At 40.3% G+C, this 16,897-nt stretch carries 13 protein-coding genes; 2 read left to right on the top strand and 11 right to left on the bottom strand.

Features of this window, described 5'->3' with window-relative positions; translation table 11 throughout:
* Positions 1 to 45: 45 nt before the first annotated feature.
* Positions 46 to 1,131 carry an AAA family ATPase gene (locus tag Q0162_RS09790; RefSeq protein ID WP_002677472.1) on the top strand — a complete coding sequence of 362 codons (1,086 nt, stop codon included), beginning with the start codon at positions 46 to 48 and terminating at the stop codon, positions 1,129 to 1,131.
* Positions 1,132 to 1,137: 6 nt separating this feature from the next.
* Here the strand turns inward: Q0162_RS09790 and Q0162_RS09785 are convergent, their stop codons facing one another.
* Positions 1,138 to 1,806 (bottom strand): hypothetical protein, encoded by a 669-nt coding sequence (locus Q0162_RS09785; protein ID WP_297891134.1) that lies wholly within the window; start codon positions 1,804 to 1,806, stop codon positions 1,138 to 1,140.
* Positions 1,803 to 2,849 (bottom strand): hypothetical protein, encoded by a 1,047-nt coding sequence (locus Q0162_RS09780; protein WP_297891132.1) that lies wholly within the window; start codon positions 2,847 to 2,849, stop codon positions 1,803 to 1,805. Before Q0162_RS09780 ends, Q0162_RS09785 begins: the two co-directional genes overlap by 4 nt.
* 131 nt (positions 2,850 to 2,980) lie before the next feature.
* Here Q0162_RS09780 and Q0162_RS09775 point away from each other — a divergent pair, with 131 nt between their 5' ends.
* Positions 2,981 to 3,703 carry an AAA family ATPase gene (locus tag Q0162_RS09775; protein ID WP_297891130.1) on the top strand — a complete coding sequence of 241 codons (723 nt, stop codon included), beginning with the start codon at positions 2,981 to 2,983 and terminating at the stop codon, positions 3,701 to 3,703.
* Here the strand turns inward: Q0162_RS09775 and Q0162_RS09770 are convergent.
* The 9 genes from Q0162_RS09770 to Q0162_RS09730 all read right to left on the bottom strand — a co-directional run bounded on the left by Q0162_RS09770 (position 3,700) and on the right by Q0162_RS09730 (position 16,752).
* Complete coding sequence (locus tag Q0162_RS09770) at positions 3,700 to 6,882, bottom strand: exodeoxyribonuclease V subunit beta (protein WP_297891128.1); 3,183 nt, start codon at positions 6,880 to 6,882, stop codon at positions 3,700 to 3,702. The two genes, Q0162_RS09775 and Q0162_RS09770, sit on opposite strands and share 4 nt — an antisense overlap.
* A gap of 100 nt (positions 6,883 to 6,982) precedes the next feature.
* Positions 6,983 to 7,909, bottom strand: coding sequence for a Dyp-type peroxidase (locus Q0162_RS09765; RefSeq protein ID WP_126371871.1), 927 nt, complete (start codon positions 7,907 to 7,909; stop codon positions 6,983 to 6,985).
* Positions 7,910 to 7,943: 34 nt separating this feature from the next.
* Positions 7,944 to 9,023 (bottom strand): bifunctional 3-deoxy-7-phosphoheptulonate synthase/chorismate mutase type II, encoded by a 1,080-nt coding sequence (locus tag Q0162_RS09760; RefSeq protein WP_297891126.1) that lies wholly within the window; start codon positions 9,021 to 9,023, stop codon positions 7,944 to 7,946.
* A gap of 70 nt (positions 9,024 to 9,093) precedes the next feature.
* Positions 9,094 to 11,592, bottom strand: a complete 2,499-nt coding sequence (locus tag Q0162_RS09755; RefSeq protein ID WP_297891125.1) for a heavy metal translocating P-type ATPase — start codon at positions 11,590 to 11,592, stop codon at positions 9,094 to 9,096.
* 98 nt (positions 11,593 to 11,690) lie between these two features.
* Entirely contained in the window at positions 11,691 to 12,254 is a 564-nt protein-coding gene (locus Q0162_RS09750) for an AraC family transcriptional regulator (protein ID WP_297891124.1), read from the bottom strand.
* A gap of 35 nt (positions 12,255 to 12,289) precedes the next feature.
* Entirely contained in the window at positions 12,290 to 13,021 is a 732-nt protein-coding gene (locus Q0162_RS09745; protein ID WP_297891122.1) for a porin family protein, read from the bottom strand.
* 209 nt (positions 13,022 to 13,230) lie between these two features.
* On the bottom strand, positions 13,231 to 14,547 hold the full coding sequence (locus Q0162_RS09740) for a carboxypeptidase-like regulatory domain-containing protein (RefSeq protein ID WP_297891120.1): 1,317 nt from the start codon (positions 14,545 to 14,547) through the stop codon (positions 13,231 to 13,233).
* Positions 14,548 to 14,873: 326 nt separating this feature from the next.
* The gene (locus Q0162_RS09735; RefSeq protein WP_297891119.1) at positions 14,874 to 15,641 is read right to left on the bottom strand and encodes a porin family protein; all 768 of its coding nucleotides are present in this window, start codon (positions 15,639 to 15,641) and stop codon (positions 14,874 to 14,876) included.
* A gap of 22 nt (positions 15,642 to 15,663) precedes the next feature.
* Positions 15,664 to 16,752 (bottom strand): PCMD domain-containing protein, encoded by a 1,089-nt coding sequence (locus Q0162_RS09730; protein WP_297891117.1) that lies wholly within the window; start codon positions 16,750 to 16,752, stop codon positions 15,664 to 15,666.
* Between the last annotated feature and the right edge of the window lie 145 nt (positions 16,753 to 16,897).

Genomic DNA, 16,897 nt, shown 5'->3' with positions numbered 1-16,897 from the left:
CATTCTCCCCTCCTTGGGAGGGGGTGGGGGAGGATTATAGAACTTATGTCAAATGTATTACGCCTTCCTGCGGAACAACTCTACGCTAAGGAATTAGAGGCTTTAAAAGAAGAGGATAAAAAACAAGAAAAGCCCATAGGCTGGCAATTGTCGCCTAAAGCTGTGTTGAAATTTGTAACTGGTGGTACTGCCTGCGGGGTGGAAATTACTCCTAAGTACATCGGTCATAATCGCTTGGTGGAAATCGCTATTGCTACACTCCTTACCGACCGCTCTTTGCTGCTCATAGGTGAGCCAGGAACTGCCAAATCGTGGCTTTCCGAAAACCTTACAGCTGCCATTTGTGGCGACTCGGGCAAAGTGATTCAAGGTACTGCGGGCACTAGTGAAGAGCATATACGCTATTCGTGGAACTATGCAATGCTTTTGGCTAACGGTCCATCGCACGAAGCCTTACTTAAATCACCTATTTATCGCGCGATGGAAACAGGAACTGTCGCTCGTTTTGAGGAGATTTCACGTTGTGCTTCCGAAGTACAAGATGCATTGATTTCTATCCTATCGGAAAAGAATATAGCCATTCCTGAACTCAGTGAAGAATTGCCAGCTCAGCGTGGTTTCTCTATTATTGCCACAGCTAATACCCGCGACCGTGGTGTAAACGAAATGTCATCAGCACTTAAAAGACGTTTCAACATCATTGTGCTACCTGCTCCTGCTACTTTAGAAACTGAAGTATCTATCGTAACCAAGCGTGTAGCCGAAATTTCTAACAACTACAAGCTGAAAGCCGCCTTGCCAAGCAATGAAGCCATAGAGAAGATTGTAACAATTTTCCGCGAATTGCGCAAAGGAGCTACTTTAGATGAAAAACAAAAACTTAAATCGCCTAGTGGAGTTATTTCTACCGCCGAAGCTATTTCGCTTATTACCAATAGTATGGCATTAGCAGGTAGTTTTGGCAACGGCACTGTTACCGATGAAGATTTAGCATCAGGATTGCAAGGCGCTGTAGTGAAAGATGAAGATAAAGATAAAATGGTGTGGAAGGAATACCTTGAAAATGTAATGAAGAAACGCGGAGCATCGTGGCGTGAACTCTACAACCAATGTTCGGCAATGAACAATTGATAATTATTACATTGGTATATCGGCAAAATTACACATCTCTACATAGTAGTAAATAAGCGAATTGTATTCAGGATGTGCCTGCATCCACTGATGCAAGATAGGTATAAAGGTGGCGATAATTTCTTTATCGCCACTTTTTAATATATGTTTGCTATAAGTTCGGTAAATTTGTTCTGCTAAAGGCGTTATAAGCGTACCTTGGTATGATTTAGGGGCAAAATCTTCAGCGCGCAGAAAAGGCATTACATCAGTAATTACTTCCAAATATTCATCGCGGTCTTTGTAAACTTTGTGCAACTGCTCCGCTAAAGCAGAAAACGCTTCAGAAGGCATCGTGAAATACATACCTTTCAAACTCTCGTACAGCACATCAATGAGTGCTATTCTTCCTATTTTACGCAACTGAGCCAAGAGTTTTACATATTGCCAAAGCAGTTGGTCGGTGATGAGTACTTCTTCAGTGCTGAAATGCAGGTCTTTGAGAGTTTGTACATATTGTAGGAAAACATCTAAATCGTTTTCGGCTACTGCCCTCTTGCAAAAATCGTAATACACCCAGCCCAACGAATATTTGTTGATACAGCTATCGTTTTCCTTAAATTCCTCGAGAGCGATACGCAATGCTTCATCCAACTCACCAGCCTTTCGCAAAGCTGTTACCTCACTTACCATCATTTTTTTACAACTCTAAAAAAGGTGATTTTCTCATTACCCGAAGCAACCATAGTTTGTTCATCTACAAAAAGGAGTGCGTGATAGGATTTATCCGAAAGTTGTTGCCAACTCTTGCCTTGGTCGTTAGAGAAGAAAAGACCATTAGGCGAAGTTGCCACCAAAGCATTCCCCTCACTATTAGGGATGTATTGCACACAACTCGCATAGCCAATAGCCTTGTCGGTTGCGATAGGCTGCCAAGTTTTACCCCCATCGAAAGTGAGTGCGCCAGAGCCTTTGCGCTCTGTAGGTTGTTCATAATCACCACCGAGAACGATGCCCTGCTGGTCGTTGTAGAAAGCTATGGTGAAAGCCCCTTGAGTAGGCGAACCTTGGGCGAGGGGTAGGGTAGCGAGGTCTTGCCATTTATAGCTCTTGTTGTCCGAGAATAACACCCTACTTTTGCTACCGCCTGTCACTACCCATAGTTTGTTGCCATAGTGCGCCAAAGCCGAGTTGCTAGCAGCGAATACACTTTCACCCTCTTCAAGTTTAGGTGATTGCGACCACTTGAGTTTCGTCCATTGTTGTCCGCCATTGAGCGTTGTTACTACCGATAGGCGATTGTCGATAGGGTCGCCTATAGCGATGCCAAATTGGTCGTCCGTAAAGCGCAATACATCGTAGAATACATCGGGGTGTTCCTCGCGATACACTTCCTCCATACCACTTTGTTCAGCTTTGTAGAGCAATGCAGGGTTGCCGATAGAGAGCATAAAAAAGTTCTGACTCGTAGCTGCCACCGCACGGAAATCCGAAATGACCCCGCGATTCTTCAAGTTAGAAGTCGCAATAGTTTGGTTTTGAGTGTTGATAAAACCAAAGGTAGCATCGGAGCCTGCAAAAGCCACGTTTTTCTCTAAGAGCACCATTGCTCGCACGCTTATTTTCTCCAATGGAAAAGACTTTACTTCTACCAATTCGATAGTAGTGTCCTTATAAGGATTGGAGTGCTTACACGCCCCAAGACAAAGCAATATAAAAATAATAGCAATATGTTTCATACATCAGTGATAAACAAAGGCAAAGATAATGTTTTTGGTTGGAATAACAAAGAAAGGATGTGTTTATTTTTCAAAATGTTGTATCTTTGTCGCATCACATATTTAATAATTTTCTCATTATCTAATTACTTATGTATATCCGTTCCTTAAATATTACCACCGATAGAGTGCAAGGATTTCCATATAATACTGAAGCTGTACGCTATGCTAAACATATCAATCTTGATCAGCCGGTAACTTTCATTGTAGGTGATAATGGGGTCGGCAAATCATCTCTTATTGAAGCTATTGCCTACAAACTCCATTTGGCTCGTATCAACAATACATTAGGTTTTCAAGAAGAATCGTTTGAGCCTATTGCTCAACTCGCAGAAGATTTAGAACTCGATATGATACGCGATGGTCGTGGTTTTTTCTTTCGCTCAGAGGATTTTGGCGATTACGTAATTAAAGGTAATATTTTTGATTCGTTTGAAAGTCAAAATCCTACCTATAAGAATATGATGTTTAACTACGGACAAAATTTAGCGTCTTTTTCTCACGGAGAAGCCTTTTTGCATATCATTACCCAACGTGTAAAGCGACAAGGAATCTATATTTTTGATGAGCCAGAAAGTGCCCTCTCGCCCTTACACCAACTATCACTCATTTACTTCATACGCGAACATCTCAAGAAAGAGCGTTCACAGTTTATCATCGCCACCCATTCTCCAATCCTAATGGCAATGCCCGATGCACTAATCTATGAAGTTACCAAAAATGGAATGCAAGCTACCCCTTTGCAAGAAGTAGAACATTATATCATTACTAAAACTTTTTTGAACAATCCTAAGGCGTATTTTAGAGAGGATTAGAGAATCTTTTCCACTTTTCCCAGATCTAAATATACTAAATATTTTCCTTTTACTTGCCAGCCTATGGCTGTTAGGTTTTGTTGATAATGCTGTAGTTGGGTGCGGTATTGGTCGTTGGGTTGTCCGGTTTTGTAATCTATGATATAGACTTCGCGAGTGGTGGGGTTGTAGGCAAGTCGGTCGGGACGGAAATAGTTGCCATTAGCATCTATAAACTCACGTTCCATAAAGTATTCGTAGTCCTCACTAAAGAAGGGTGCTAAAGTGCTGTCACTGAGCAATCGTGTCATTTGGGGTTGTAATAACTCGTATTGTTCGGAAGTGAGAGTACCCTCTTGTAGCGCATCGTTGAGCACAACGTTGAGGTCGGTGGCATAAGTGATTTTTGAGAATAATTCGTGAATCAAGTTACCGCGCTCCAAGGCTTCTTGTTGGTGAGTGTCCCATAATAGGGAAGCTCCCGTCGCAATCTTGTAGTTCGGCTGCTGCCAACCTTTTTGAAAAGGAATAGGTGCTTCATTTTCAGCTGCTTTTTCTTTCTTCTCAGGAAATACAGGGTTACCAAAGGTATATTCCACTACATTCTCATTCCACTGCTTGTTTTCTTCTAAAAACTCTTTAAAGAGCGTGCCATACGTTCCAGCACTGCCTTTGGGGAGCGAGGTGATTACATAAAGAAACGATTCGGGTCGTGTCATCGCTACATATAGCACATTTAGCTGGTCGAGGAGGTTTTGTTCGTGCAATTGAGTCATCAGTTGCTCAGCTTTTGGGTCGTAGTTCACTAAACTTTTATTGCTGTTCACCAGCAAATAGTCAAAACCGTTAAACTGCTCGTTATCAACTGGAAACCAAAGTTTTTCAGTGTGAGTATCGATGAGTTTGCTATCGGCAAAAGCGTAGATAATCACGGGAGCAGAAAGCCCTTTGCTCTTGTGAACTGTCATTACCGTAATAGCGTTTAACCCTTCGGGAGAGCTGATGCTGAGTTTTTCTTGCTGGTCGTCCCAGAACTCTAAAAAATCGGCTAAGCCTCCTTTGCGCGCATTCTTGAAATCGAATACAATATCCATAAAATGGGTGAGATAAGCATCGGAAGGACGGGCAAGGTCAAAGCAATTTACTGCCAGAGCAACTCCTTCATACAGAGAATATTGGTTGAACAGCTCTATAGAAAACTGAAAATCGGCAAGGAAAGTATTTATGGGCTCCTCTACATATTTGCTGAGGAATAAGTGAGGGTCTTTAGTCGATTTAAAACGCAGATAATCAAAGAGTAATTGCAGTTTGAGTTCTTCACTTTCGGGGTGATAAAGCAAGCGTAATAGGGTGACGAGAAATTGTACTGATGCCACGTTTTTCAGCAATAGCGAATCGGGGGAAATCACATTTCTTTGGTGTTCTGAAAGGAAAGAGGCAACGGCAGCTCCTTCGCGGTTAGTGCGCACCAATATCGTAATATCCTTATCGGCAGCCCCTGCACGGTTAGCGTGTTCTATTTTCTCTAAAATGGCTTCACAATAGCTGTGTTCGCGCGGTGAGAGTATAACAGCATTGCTGTTGTTATTCTCTTCCGTAAACATATCCTCTTCTTCTGTAGTGATAAACGAGAGATTGAAATAGCCTTTGGGTAAGGATTGTTCTTTTTTGTTTTTGGGATATTCTTGTGCAGCGTTTTTATAAAGGTTTTTGTAAGTCTCACTTTGGAAAAGGTCTGCTGCAAAGTTGAAAAAGAGGTTGTTGAAATCGATAATGGCTTCTAAACTTCGGAAGTTTTTGTCGAGGTCTTTTACTTCTCCTTTGATGAGGAAAGGGTTTGCTTCATTGTTATACAGACTCATAAATTGTTCAGCCTTGCCTCCTCGCCAACGGTAAATCGATTGTTTAGCATCGCCCACAAGCAATACCGACCCGCGTTGTTTGTTTACCTCACTTTGTACTGCATTGAGGATAAGTGGTATAAAGTTCTGCCATTGCAGCACTGAGGTATCTTGAAACTCATCGATGAAATAATGACGGAATTTCTCGCCAATACGCTCGTAGATAAAAGGTACAGGCTGGTTGCTGAGTTCTGAAGAAATCACCCCATTGAACTCCCATATAGGCAAGATGTTTTCTTCTTCTTTAATGTTTTCTATTTCTTTTTGTATGCGGTTGAGCAAAGCCAAAGGTACAACATATCTCAGCGCGTTGTTAGCAAAAGCAAGGGTTCCAAAAGCCTCTTTGATAGCCAAAAACAGGTTGGCAATCACCTCTTGCAAACTATCGATAAGGGCAGTGTCGTACTTCTTAGCTGCTGAATTAGCATAAAGCGGTTCGCCTTGTAATAGATTGTTTTGCCAACCAACGCCCCACGAAGGTTCCTTAGGGTTGTTGGCGGTGAGTTTATCGAAGAAATCGTATAAATAACCTCTGTTAAAAGCACCTCTGTCTAAACTATGGTCGTGCATCAGTTGCATAAAGTCATCAGCGGAAGTTTTAATCGTTTTTAGGGCATTGTTGCGCTGGTTGAGTAGGGTGTTTTTAAGGGCTTTAAAATTAGATATTTCCTTGTCTTTCAGCAATTGTAAAGGCTCATAATAGTTTTCGTTAGTAAGCATTTCGGCTACGTCAAGCAGTTCTTTAGTAGTATCCCAACTCTTGTCGTCATCTATTTTTTCGTTGGCAAAATCGATGAGTAGCTGGGTGAGTTCAGTGTCATTCCCTGCTTTACTCATCAAATTATCCACCGCGCGCTCCAGTAAAGCCTTGCTATCCAATTGTACTTCAAAGAAAGGATTGAGGTGCAAATCGTGTGAAAAGCGGCGTATCAGTTGGTGGTTGAAGCCATCGATAGTGCTGATATTAAAGGCTGCGTAGTTGTGCAGTATATGCTCCAAAGTTTTAGCTGAACGCATTCTCAGTTCCTCATCGGGGAGCTTCAAATCCTTTGCTAACTCGCTAAACATAGGGTGAGGATTGGTGAGCATTTTGTCCTCACTGAATACGCCTAAAAGCTCAATGATGCGGTTCTTCATTTCAAAGACCGCCTTATTGGTGAAAGTAATAGCGAGCAATTGCCTAAACAAATCGGGGTATTTGCTGCCGAGGATGATTTGCAAGTAAGCCTTTACGAGGCTATAGGTTTTTCCAGAGCCTGCCGAGGCGTTGTATATAGTATAATTTGCTGATGGACTCATACTATTTCACGTGCTTTTTTCTAACTTCAATATAAGGTTTTAACAATCAGGTTAATCAACTTTTCCAAAGTGTGAAGCTTTGGTAAAGTGTAGTAATCTTTTATCCTGCAAATTCATCTAACATATCCAAAGATGGTACAAAGAAAAGTGTTCCTGTTTCGGCTGTGCTGAAATCTAATAGGCGGTCGTAATTACCAGCGGGATTGCCTATAAACATATTGGTAAGCATCTTTTCTACTGTACTAAACGTATTGGCATAACAGATGAAGTAAGTACCCATTTGGTGACTTATAGGGTCGTGGAAAGGCATATTGTCTCTCACTACTTTCAAATCATCGCCTACATTAGCAAGTGCCGAGTGCGCATTCGATGGCTTGGTATCCTCGTCCATTTCTATGTCCATTTCTTTGCTACGCCCTATTACTTTTTCTTGTTCGCTAACGGGGAGCGCACGCCAAGCGTTCATATCGTGTACGTATTTTTGTACGAATAGGTAGCTTCCTCCTTGGTAATCGGGGTCTTCATCACCTACTACCGCAAACTGTTCGCGTTCTGCGCCACGAGGGTTTTCGGTACCGTCTACAAAACCAATGATCGCACGTCCGTCCCAATATCTAAAACCTTGTACGTTTACAATACAGTCGGCAATGGGTTGCATTACCTCGTTAATAGTAGCTGCCATATCGTAAGCCAAACTTTGGTTGTGTGCGCGGATATGAAAATGCAAGTCGCCTTCGGTGGCTACAGCCGTGTGTTTACTCCCCTTGATAGGCTGAAAATCTTTGAGTTCTTTAGGGAGCGGTTCGGGTAGCCCCAAAGCAAGCCACGCGCTGTGGCTAATGCCTATGGTTACACTGGCACGACCTTCGGGAAAGCGGTTGGCTACTGAGTTGTTGAGGTTGCCTACCAACCCACATACTTTTTCAAAAGTGCTTTTTAGTAGTTTTTTCGTTATATTCTTCTTAAATACCCATACCAAAAATACAGTATTGTTATTAGGCAAATCAGTTACATTTTGATAATTCATTATTTTTATTTTTAGTTGTTAACAAATCGGTAAATTATCTCACGACTCTTTCTTGACGATTGATAGACTCTTGGTGAATGGCTTTGAATACTTGGATAACAAACTCTTCGCTGAGGTTGCGTTGCTCACCTTCTAAGATCACTTTTCCGAGGATTTCGTGCCAACGGGTGTTTTGCAAAATGGCTACGTTGTTTGTTTTTTTCAAAGCGCCAATCTCATCGGCTATATCCATACGCTTTTTGAGTAAATCTAATAATTGGTCGTCAATTATATCAATGCGTGATCTTAAATCACCTAACTGACTTACATAGTTTTTTTCGTTTACAGAAGTGTTGCGAATGCGCAAGTTTGCCATTATCTTGATAAGCTGTTCAGGTGTGATTTGCTGGGCAGCATCGCTCCACGCGGCATCAGGATTGCAGTGGGTTTCGATCATTAAGCCATCGAAATTGAGGTCGAGAGCTGTTTGTGAGACGTCGAATATCAAATCGCGTTTGCCAGTGATATGTGAAGGATCACAGATAAGGGGCAGGTTTGGGAATTTGTTTTGCAGTTCGATTGCTAATTGCCATTCAGGAATATTGCGGTATTTGGTTTTTTCGTAAGTAGAGAAACCGCGATGTATCACCCCTAAATTCTTAATACCTGCACGTTGCAGGCGTTCCAAGGCGCCTATCCACAAGGGGAGGTCGGGGTTTACAGGGTTTTTTACTAAGATAATCTTATCAGTACCTTCTAATTCATCGGCGATCTCTTGAATGATAAAAGGGCTCACGGTAGAGCGTGCGCCTATCCACAACATATCGATATCGTGTTCTAAAGCGAGCTTTACGTGGTCTTTATTAGCTACTTCGGTAGCGATTTTTAAGCCTGTTTCTTCTTTTACGCGTTGTAACCATTTGAGACCTAAGGCACCTACACCTTCAAACATACCAGGGCGGGTACGAGGTTTCCAAATTCCGGCACGGAAGAAAGATACATCGGTATTTTTGAGGCTGTGCGCTATTTTTAGCACTTGCTCTTCAGTTTCGGCACTGCAAGGTCCCGCAATCACTACGGGGTGGTTGAGCTGCAAATCGTCTAACCACTTTCTGTTTCCTTTTGTTATTTCCATTGTATTATTAGGTGTCAGGTGTCAGGTGTCAGGTGTCAGGTGTCAGGGGTCAGGTTTCAGGTTTCAGGTTTCAGAGTTTGGTTCTTTTTAAGCGTAGGGCATTGCTGATGACACTTACTGAGCTAAGGCTCATTGCTAAAGCTCCGAGCATAGGGGAGAGCAAAATGCCAAAGATAGGGTATAGCACTCCTGCAGCAACGGGGATACCTACAACGTTGTATACCAAAGCAAAAAATAGGTTTTCGTGTATGTTTTTCATTACTGCTTTGCTGAGTTTTTTAGCTTTTACAATACCATTTAAATCGCCTTTTACTAAGGTGATTTCAGCACTTTCTATAGCGATATCAGTACCGGTGCCCATTGCGATGCCTACGTTAGCTTGTGCCAAAGCAGGCGCATCGTTGATACCATCGCCTGCCATTGCTACGATTTTTCCTTCAGCTTGCAAACGCGCTACTTCAGCTTGTTTGTTTTGAGGGAGCATACCAGCTTTGTAGTTATTGATGCCTATTTCTTTGGCAATAGCTGCAGCTGTAAGCGAATTATCGCCTGTAAGCATTACGATTTCTACCCCCAAGTCTTGCAACTCTTGTAAGGCTTGAACAGTAGAGATTTTTACTCTATCGGTGATGGTTACTACCCCAATGATTTCTTTTTCTATAGCGAGAAGTGAAACGGTTTTTCCTGCTGCTTGCGCTGTTTTTACCACAGTTTGTATTTCTTCGGATAAAGGAGCACCGATTTCTTCCATCAATCGTTCATTGCCAAAGAAATAATTTTTTTCTTCGTAAGAGGCTTTTACCCCTCTGCCCGCCAAGGCTTCAAAGTTAGTAAAGGGTAGGGGAGTAGCACCTTGTGCTTGAGTGTATGCATTGGTAGCTTTTGCTAAAGGGTGTTCACTGTGCTGATTGAGACTATAGAGCACTTGTAACAAGTCCTTTTCACTTCTGTTGCCAAAGGTAAATACTTCGCTCACACTGGGTTTCCCCTCAGTAAGTGTGCCTGTTTTGTCGATGACTAATGTGTTTACTTTGTTCATCACCTCTAAGGCTTCGGCATTGCGTATCAAAATACCGTGTTGCGCTCCTCTACCTACGCCTACCATTACCGACATAGGAGTTGCTAACCCCAGCGCACAAGGGCAGGCAATAATGAGCACAGCAACCGCATTGAGCAAGGCATATATATAAGCGTTTTCACCACCCAATACAGACCATACTATAAAAGTAAGTACCGAAATGGTGATAACAATAGGCACGAAATAGGAGGCTATCTTATCGGCTAAGTTTTGAATAGGTGCGCGACTACTGCTGGCTTGTTGTACCAATTGCACTATTTGAGAGAGCAGGGTGTCACTACCTACTTTTTCAGCTTTCATCACAAACGATTGAGCACCGTTGAGCGTACCTGCCGACACTTTACTGCCCACTCCTTTTTCAGCAGGAATGGGCTCTCCCGTAATCATACTCTCATCTATGCTTGCATTGCCTTCGGTAATTACACCATCAACGGGGATTTTCTCACCAGGTTTTACACGAAGCAAATCGCCTAAGGTTACTTCTTCTATAGAGACTCTTATTTCCTCGCCGTGAACAATTTTAGTAGCCTCATTAGGAGCTAAATTCAACAGTTTTTTGATAGCCCCTTGCGTACGACTGTGGGCATCGGCTTCAAGCACTTGTCCTAAAAGTACTAAGGTAAGGATAACAGTAGCCGCCTCAAAATACAAGTGTATTGAGCCGTGTTCTTTGAATTGTTCAGGGAAAATATCGGGGGCTAAGAGACCTACAACACTGAAAAGCCACGCTACGCCAGCGCCTATCCCGATGAGGGTAAACATATTGAAGCGCAAGGAGCGGATACTGCGCCAAGCTCTTTCAAAAAATACCCAACAGAAATAGAACACCACAGGCAAGGAGAGTGCAAACTGCACCCAATTCCACGCACTTATAGGCATTAACTCATACAGCGGATTGTTGTGCCACATTCCGCTCATTGCGATGATAAAGATAGGGAGTGTAAAAGCTACGGCACCCCAAAAGTGACGGCGTAACTTTTTGCGCTTTTGCTCTTCCGCACTTTCACCTTCAGGAGCCTCTGTGCTTACTTGCTCTACTAAATCCATACCACACACGGGGCAATCGCCAGGGTGGTCGTAGGTTTTGTCGCCCTCGCAGTGCATAGGGCAATAGAAAACGCCATTGCCTTTAACTTTTTTGGGAGACTCTTGGTGGTGATGATGTTGTTGAGCTCCTCCTACTTGCTCTACTAAATCCATACCACATATAGGACAATCACCAGGATGATCGTAGGTTTTATCGCCTTCGCAGTGCATAGGACAATAGAAAACACCAGAGCCTTCAGAATTTGAAGACTGATGAATGCTATAATGAGTACCCTCTAAGGCTTTTTCAAGAGCTTCAAAAGGGATTTCTCTATCAGTTTCGACAGTAGCTTTTTTAGTAGCGAAATCTACGGTAACAGCTGTTACGCCTGCTACTTCAGAGAGCTTTTTTTGTATGGTATTGGCACAACCTGTGCACCCCATACCTTCTATATTGTATTCCATAAATTGTAAATGTTAAAAAGTTATTTGTTTTACGCTGCAAAGATACAGCAAAACATCTACTTGGATATTACACAATTTTGTATTTAATTTGTAAGATTTTAAACCTCATCTAAAGACTTACGTTTGTTATCTTTTATCTGCTTGAAAAAGCTAGGGGTGAGTCCTGTAACTTTTTTAAACTGATTGCTTAAGTGCGCTACGCTTGAATAGTTGAGTTGATAAGCTATTTCACTAAGCGTCAGTTCGTCATATACTAAGAGTTCCTTTGCTCTCTCAATCTTTTGAGCAATAAAGAATTTTTCAATAGTTCTGCCTTCTATCTCAGAAAACAAACGCGATAAAGCCCCGTAATCTCGACCTAATTCACTGCTGAGTATTTCAGAAAGGTTAAACGATAGTTTGTTGTCTTGGTTATGTATCAAATTGATAATGATAGATTTAATTTTTTCAATAAGAACACTTTTCTTATCGTTCATCACCTCAAATCCTAAGGGTAAGAGAGCTTGTTTGATAGCTTGTATCTCATCAGAAGAAAGTTCCTGTGTAAAAGTAATTTCACCCAAATTGATGCTTTGTGGTGTTAAACCTAACGCTTTTAACTGTTCATCGAGTACTATTATACAACGATGGCAGACCATATTTTTTACAAATAACATTGTCATATATTTCTTTTAAGGATTAAGATATTATAAAGTGCTTAAAAGTGATACCCAAAACCTATATTCATATAGATAGGATACATATCAAAAGTAATTGTTTTAAAGTCCTTTTTAAAGATATTATTTGTTCCGTAGGTGAGTTCAGCATTGATATTGAAATGCTTGAACGCTTGCCAAGAGCCTCCTATCAGTGTGCCCCAATGCCAATGGCGGAGATGATTGCTAAAATCATAAGAAGCGGTTTGCCCGTTAGAAAAACTTACTTTTTCGTCTATTGGGCTACCTTCACGTAAATAACCTTCGGTTACATAGCCTGAGAAATTGCCGTCCATACGGTAAGAAGCGAATATTCCCAAATGAATTTTCCAACGACTTGCAAGGCGATAATTCACCGCTATAGGTAAGGTGATGAATGAACTTTTATAGACTGTATGCACATCGCCTGTCCAAAAACCAGCCACGTGGTTACCTTGTTCTATAATCTCCATTCCGTAGTTCTTTACATTTGCATCAGTTTCCATACCTTTTTCTTCTAAGCGCAAACCTGCTGAGATACCCCATTTAGGGGTGAGCCATTTGGTGGCAGTACCTTCAAAAGAGCCGTTGAATTTGGGGCTGTACCCTTTTATTTTGCGAATTTCTTCAGGAAGGGGCGTAGGGCTTGCTCCCCCGATGTTTACACCCGCTTTTAGCTCGTATTCCCAACCTTTTTCTTCTGATTGTATAAGCGTTTCAGTACGTTCATTTTTGAGCGTGTAACAAACTGCCAAATAGTATTAAACATACAACAAAAATATTTGTTTTCATAACTTTATTATTCATAGTGATCCCATTCCTTTAATATGATAGATCATTTTTAGTAACTATTGATGTTTAACGAAGAAAGACAGCAAAAACTGTGCAAAAACCGCATTTAGCAACAAAAAAAGAGGTTAGCTAAAAAAGCTAACCTCTTAAATAAATTATTTTAGGAAAGACATTATTTAACATCTTCAGGATTTAAACTGAAGGTTATGCTCTTTTGACTGCAAGTAAGCATTCCATTGTAAAGTTTTTCTATTCGTTTACCATTTACATAAAAATCAACATCATAAATGATATTATAGATTTTTAGTTTTGAAAATGTTTTAGTAGCACCAGCTTCTAATTCATAGTTTTTATCTTTAAACTTCACAGTACATTTCTTATCAGTTTTATTTTCAACGATTATTTGTCCACGTTCAGCAGTGTCAAATTTTACGTTTTCAACTTTGTTAGCATCAACAGTTATTTTTCCTTTTTTAGTAGTTCCACAAGGAAGAGTAACAGAATAGTCGTAAGATTTCATTGGTAAAGAAAATATTAGATTTCCTTTATCGTTAGTTCTTAGAGAGATGTTATTGATGCTGACGGTAGCGTCTGCTACGGCTTCGTTTTCACTATCAGTAACGGTAAAAGTAATCATAGATTTTTTAGGGATATTGATAGTAGCTTCTTTTAGATTTCCGTCGAGATTTACATCAACAGATAGATAAAAAGGGGCTTCTTCAGTGAGGATAAAAAAGTGATAATCAATGATGTTTTTTTCTTCTGGAGTAAAAACGAAGCGTACAATACCCTCATTATTGGTGTTGCCTGTCAGTTCTACTTGTCCTGAAATATAGTCCTCATTACCATTTGTACTTTCAAGGAGATTTGTTATACTTTCAAATCTGAAAGTTCCGCCTACGCCATATACTTTTTTATTAGTAACGGGTTTTCCGTCTTGGGTTACTTTGATGTTTACAGTAGCCTTACCATCTTCTTTTTTCTTTTTAACGGTGAGGTTCAAGATGTTATCACCAGCGCGGATTTCTTTTTCAACCACATCGGATATAGGATCACCATTTTTCTCTAACACAAAGTAAAGGGTTTTACCAATGTGTTTATTTGCTTCAAACTTGGTGTTAGCACTCTTTAAAGGTACATTAGCTATTGTTTTAGGGTTTTGGTTTGCAGGAGCGTCTGTAACTTTTAAGTTAATGCCGTTCACTTCGCCACTTACAATTACTTCCACTATAGCTGTTTGTGTAGTGTTAGTAGTTGTACCTGTTTGTGTAGTGGCAGAGGTAGTGCCAGTTTGGGTAGTGTTAGTAGTTGTACCCGTTTGAGTAGTAACAGAGGTAGTACCGGTTTGGGTAGTTTTAGAAGTTGTTCCCGTTTGGTTAGTAGAGGTTTTAGTACCTACGGGATCAGTAGTCTCGTCGTCCTTAGAACAACTCACTACAAAAAGAGTGAATAGGCAAAATATTGCCCAGAAAGAATACATGTTTTTCATACTATCTATAAATTTAACGTTATTGGCGTTGTTTTTCGGGACAAAAGTATAACAAACTTATAATATAAACAAATAAAAAATTAACTTTTTTTAGAAAATTTTACGATTTAAACGTAAGTAAAAGTCAATCTTTTAGTTACGATTTTGTTAAAATTATTTTCTTTAATTTTTTAATTTAAAGGAGAGGAAAATATTAAGGAGAAGAGTTAAAAAAAATGTGAGGACGTTTGCACAACATCCTCACAAAATATAATAAAAAATAATTGATTATCAGTTCGAACAGCTTTGGCAAAGTGTAGCTATTTAGAAAGTTTTTGTAAAATTACTTAGAAATGATAGCCAAAACCTATATTCATATAGATAGGGTACATATTAAAGGTTATGGTTTTGAAGTCTTTTGTAAAAATATCATTCATTCCAGCAGTTAGTTCGGCGTTGATGTTGAAATGTTTAAAGGCTTGCCAAGATACGCCAACTTGCTCTCCCCACAACCAATGACGGAGATTAGAAGAGAAGTTGTAAGTGGCTGTTTGTCCGTCGTTAATAGAAATTTTGTTGCCTATAGGAGTACCTTCTCTTAAGTAGCCATTTCCTACATACCCTGAAAAATCTCCATCCATACGGTAAGACGCAAACACCCCTAAACGCACTTTCCATCGGTTAGAAAATCGATAATTTGCACTAATAGGAAGTGTAACGAACGAACTTTTGTAGTTAGTGTGTACATCGCCCGTCCAATAGCCTGCTAAACGCGAGTTTTCTTGGATAATTTCCATACTATAGTTTTTAACTGTAGCATCGGTTTCCATACCTTTTTCTTCTAAGCGCAATCCAGCTGAAAAACCTACTTTAGGGGTAATCCATTTGGTAACTACTCCCTCAATGCTTCCGTTGAATTTAGGGCTATAACTGCCTATCTTGCGAATTTCTTGAGGTATGCCGTGCGGACTTGCACCTCCTATGAGTACCCCTGCACGGAGTTCGTATTCCCAACCTTTTTCTTCTGATTGTACAAGAGCCTGAGTGCGATCTTCTTGTGCTTGAACACTTGTTAAGCTAATGCCCATAAGGGCTGTGATGATATATTTTTTCATTGATGGTAGTCTGTTTTTTTTATTATTCGTAGTAAAGTTGCATTTCGTCTATATAGAGAGTGCTGCCTACTGCACCTAGGAATTCGGCACCACCTTCACTGGAACTCATTACGATAGCGAGGTTATACTTGTTGTTTTTCAGTTTTTCAGGGTCAATATTTTTACCGTCTTTAGCCTTGAAAGTGATAGTAAAAGGAGTCCATTCATCGGTTTCTTTTCTGTTGTCAATTTGAGCAATCATTACAATATTAGGATGGGTTTTGATATTTGACCCATCAAGGTATTGCACGGTGTCACTTGTTTCATAGAACACAGCGTAAATATCGAAGTTATCTTTTTGGTTTGCAACTTCTTTATTGTCTTTATCGGTAAATTTATTGCCAGCTTTGTATTTGTAATAACCAGAGATAGCTAGAGGTTTTTTATTGAAAGCAGTTCCAAATCGAGTGGTTTTTAGTGGATTAGAAAAAGAAGGTCCAGTGTCAAACTCTCCGGTAAAGAGATTTCCTGCAGCAATGGGTTTTCCAAAGGCAGCTCCAAGACTTCCGGTACTACGTGTTGTGAGTTTCACACATTTACCCTTATACCCTTCATCTGATTGAGTCGTAGGATAGTCGGCTAAAGGGATAGTTCCCCATAAATTGGTGAGTTTAAAGCCTGCATTTCCGCTACTCCAATCCATTTCTTGTCCGCTTACTGAGGAGTCATAGAATACGTAATAGCCTTTTGAGGTGCGAGCATTTTCAAAAGAGTATTGAGCGATAATATTATTATTGGAGAGGAAACTTACTTTATAAGTTTTCTGCCATTTGCCATCTTCGGAAGTTACCACATAGGTTTGAGGGGTAGAAAAATCGCGGGTAGTACCACTTGTAGGGCTGATAGTTGCACCTTGAGTAAGAGTAAAACGTGGAGCGAGGTTTGTTACATCATCCCAAGCATTTACGTAGAGTTTTATCTCAGTATTTTGAATCATAGGTTTGCGAATCAGTATATTGCCATCTACTTCACAAGTGAGGATATCGGCTTCAGCATTGGGAGCTTCGTTTTTGATACAGCTTTGCAAAATGAGCAGCAAGGCTGCAATGGTAAAAATTTTTAGAACTTTCATATTAATTTATGAGTGTTGAGTTAAACAGATTGCAAAAGTATGAAGTAATTAATAAATTAGCAAATTGTTTTTGTTAAAACGAAACTAATAGAAAAATTGCTATCATTTTTTGTTCATTATTTGTTAAAAACAATGAAGTTTCTCA

Source organism: uncultured Capnocytophaga sp. (genome assembly GCF_937936315.1).
In the GTDB taxonomy this organism is placed as follows: domain Bacteria; phylum Bacteroidota; class Bacteroidia; order Flavobacteriales; family Flavobacteriaceae; genus Capnocytophaga.
This window is presented reverse-complemented; position numbering and strand designations above follow the sequence as displayed.

Coding starts and splice junctions, on each gene's coding strand:
- Q0162_RS09790 (WP_002677472.1), top strand. CDS start 46: ATGTCAAATGTATTACGCCTTCCTGCGGAACAACTCTACGCTAAGGAA.
- Q0162_RS09785 (WP_297891134.1), bottom strand. CDS start 1,806: ATGATGGTAAGTGAGGTAACAGCTTTGCGAAAGGCTGGTGAGTTGGAT.
- Q0162_RS09780 (WP_297891132.1), bottom strand. CDS start 2,849: ATGAAACATATTGCTATTATTTTTATATTGCTTTGTCTTGGGGCGTGT.
- Q0162_RS09775 (WP_297891130.1), top strand. CDS start 2,981: ATGTATATCCGTTCCTTAAATATTACCACCGATAGAGTGCAAGGATTT.
- Q0162_RS09770 (WP_297891128.1), bottom strand. CDS start 6,882: ATGAGTCCATCAGCAAATTATACTATATACAACGCCTCGGCAGGCTCT.
- Q0162_RS09765 (WP_126371871.1), bottom strand. CDS start 7,909: ATGAATTATCAAAATGTAACTGATTTGCCTAATAACAATACTGTATTT.
- Q0162_RS09760 (WP_297891126.1), bottom strand. CDS start 9,023: ATGGAAATAACAAAAGGAAACAGAAAGTGGTTAGACGATTTGCAGCTC.
- Q0162_RS09755 (WP_297891125.1), bottom strand. CDS start 11,592: ATGGAATACAATATAGAAGGTATGGGGTGCACAGGTTGTGCCAATACC.
- Q0162_RS09750 (WP_297891124.1), bottom strand. CDS start 12,254: ATGACAATGTTATTTGTAAAAAATATGGTCTGCCATCGTTGTATAATA.
- Q0162_RS09740 (WP_297891120.1), bottom strand. CDS start 14,547: ATGAAAAACATGTATTCTTTCTGGGCAATATTTTGCCTATTCACTCTT.
- Q0162_RS09735 (WP_297891119.1), bottom strand. CDS start 15,641: ATGAAAAAATATATCATCACAGCCCTTATGGGCATTAGCTTAACAAGT.
- Q0162_RS09730 (WP_297891117.1), bottom strand. CDS start 16,752: ATGAAAGTTCTAAAAATTTTTACCATTGCAGCCTTGCTGCTCATTTTG.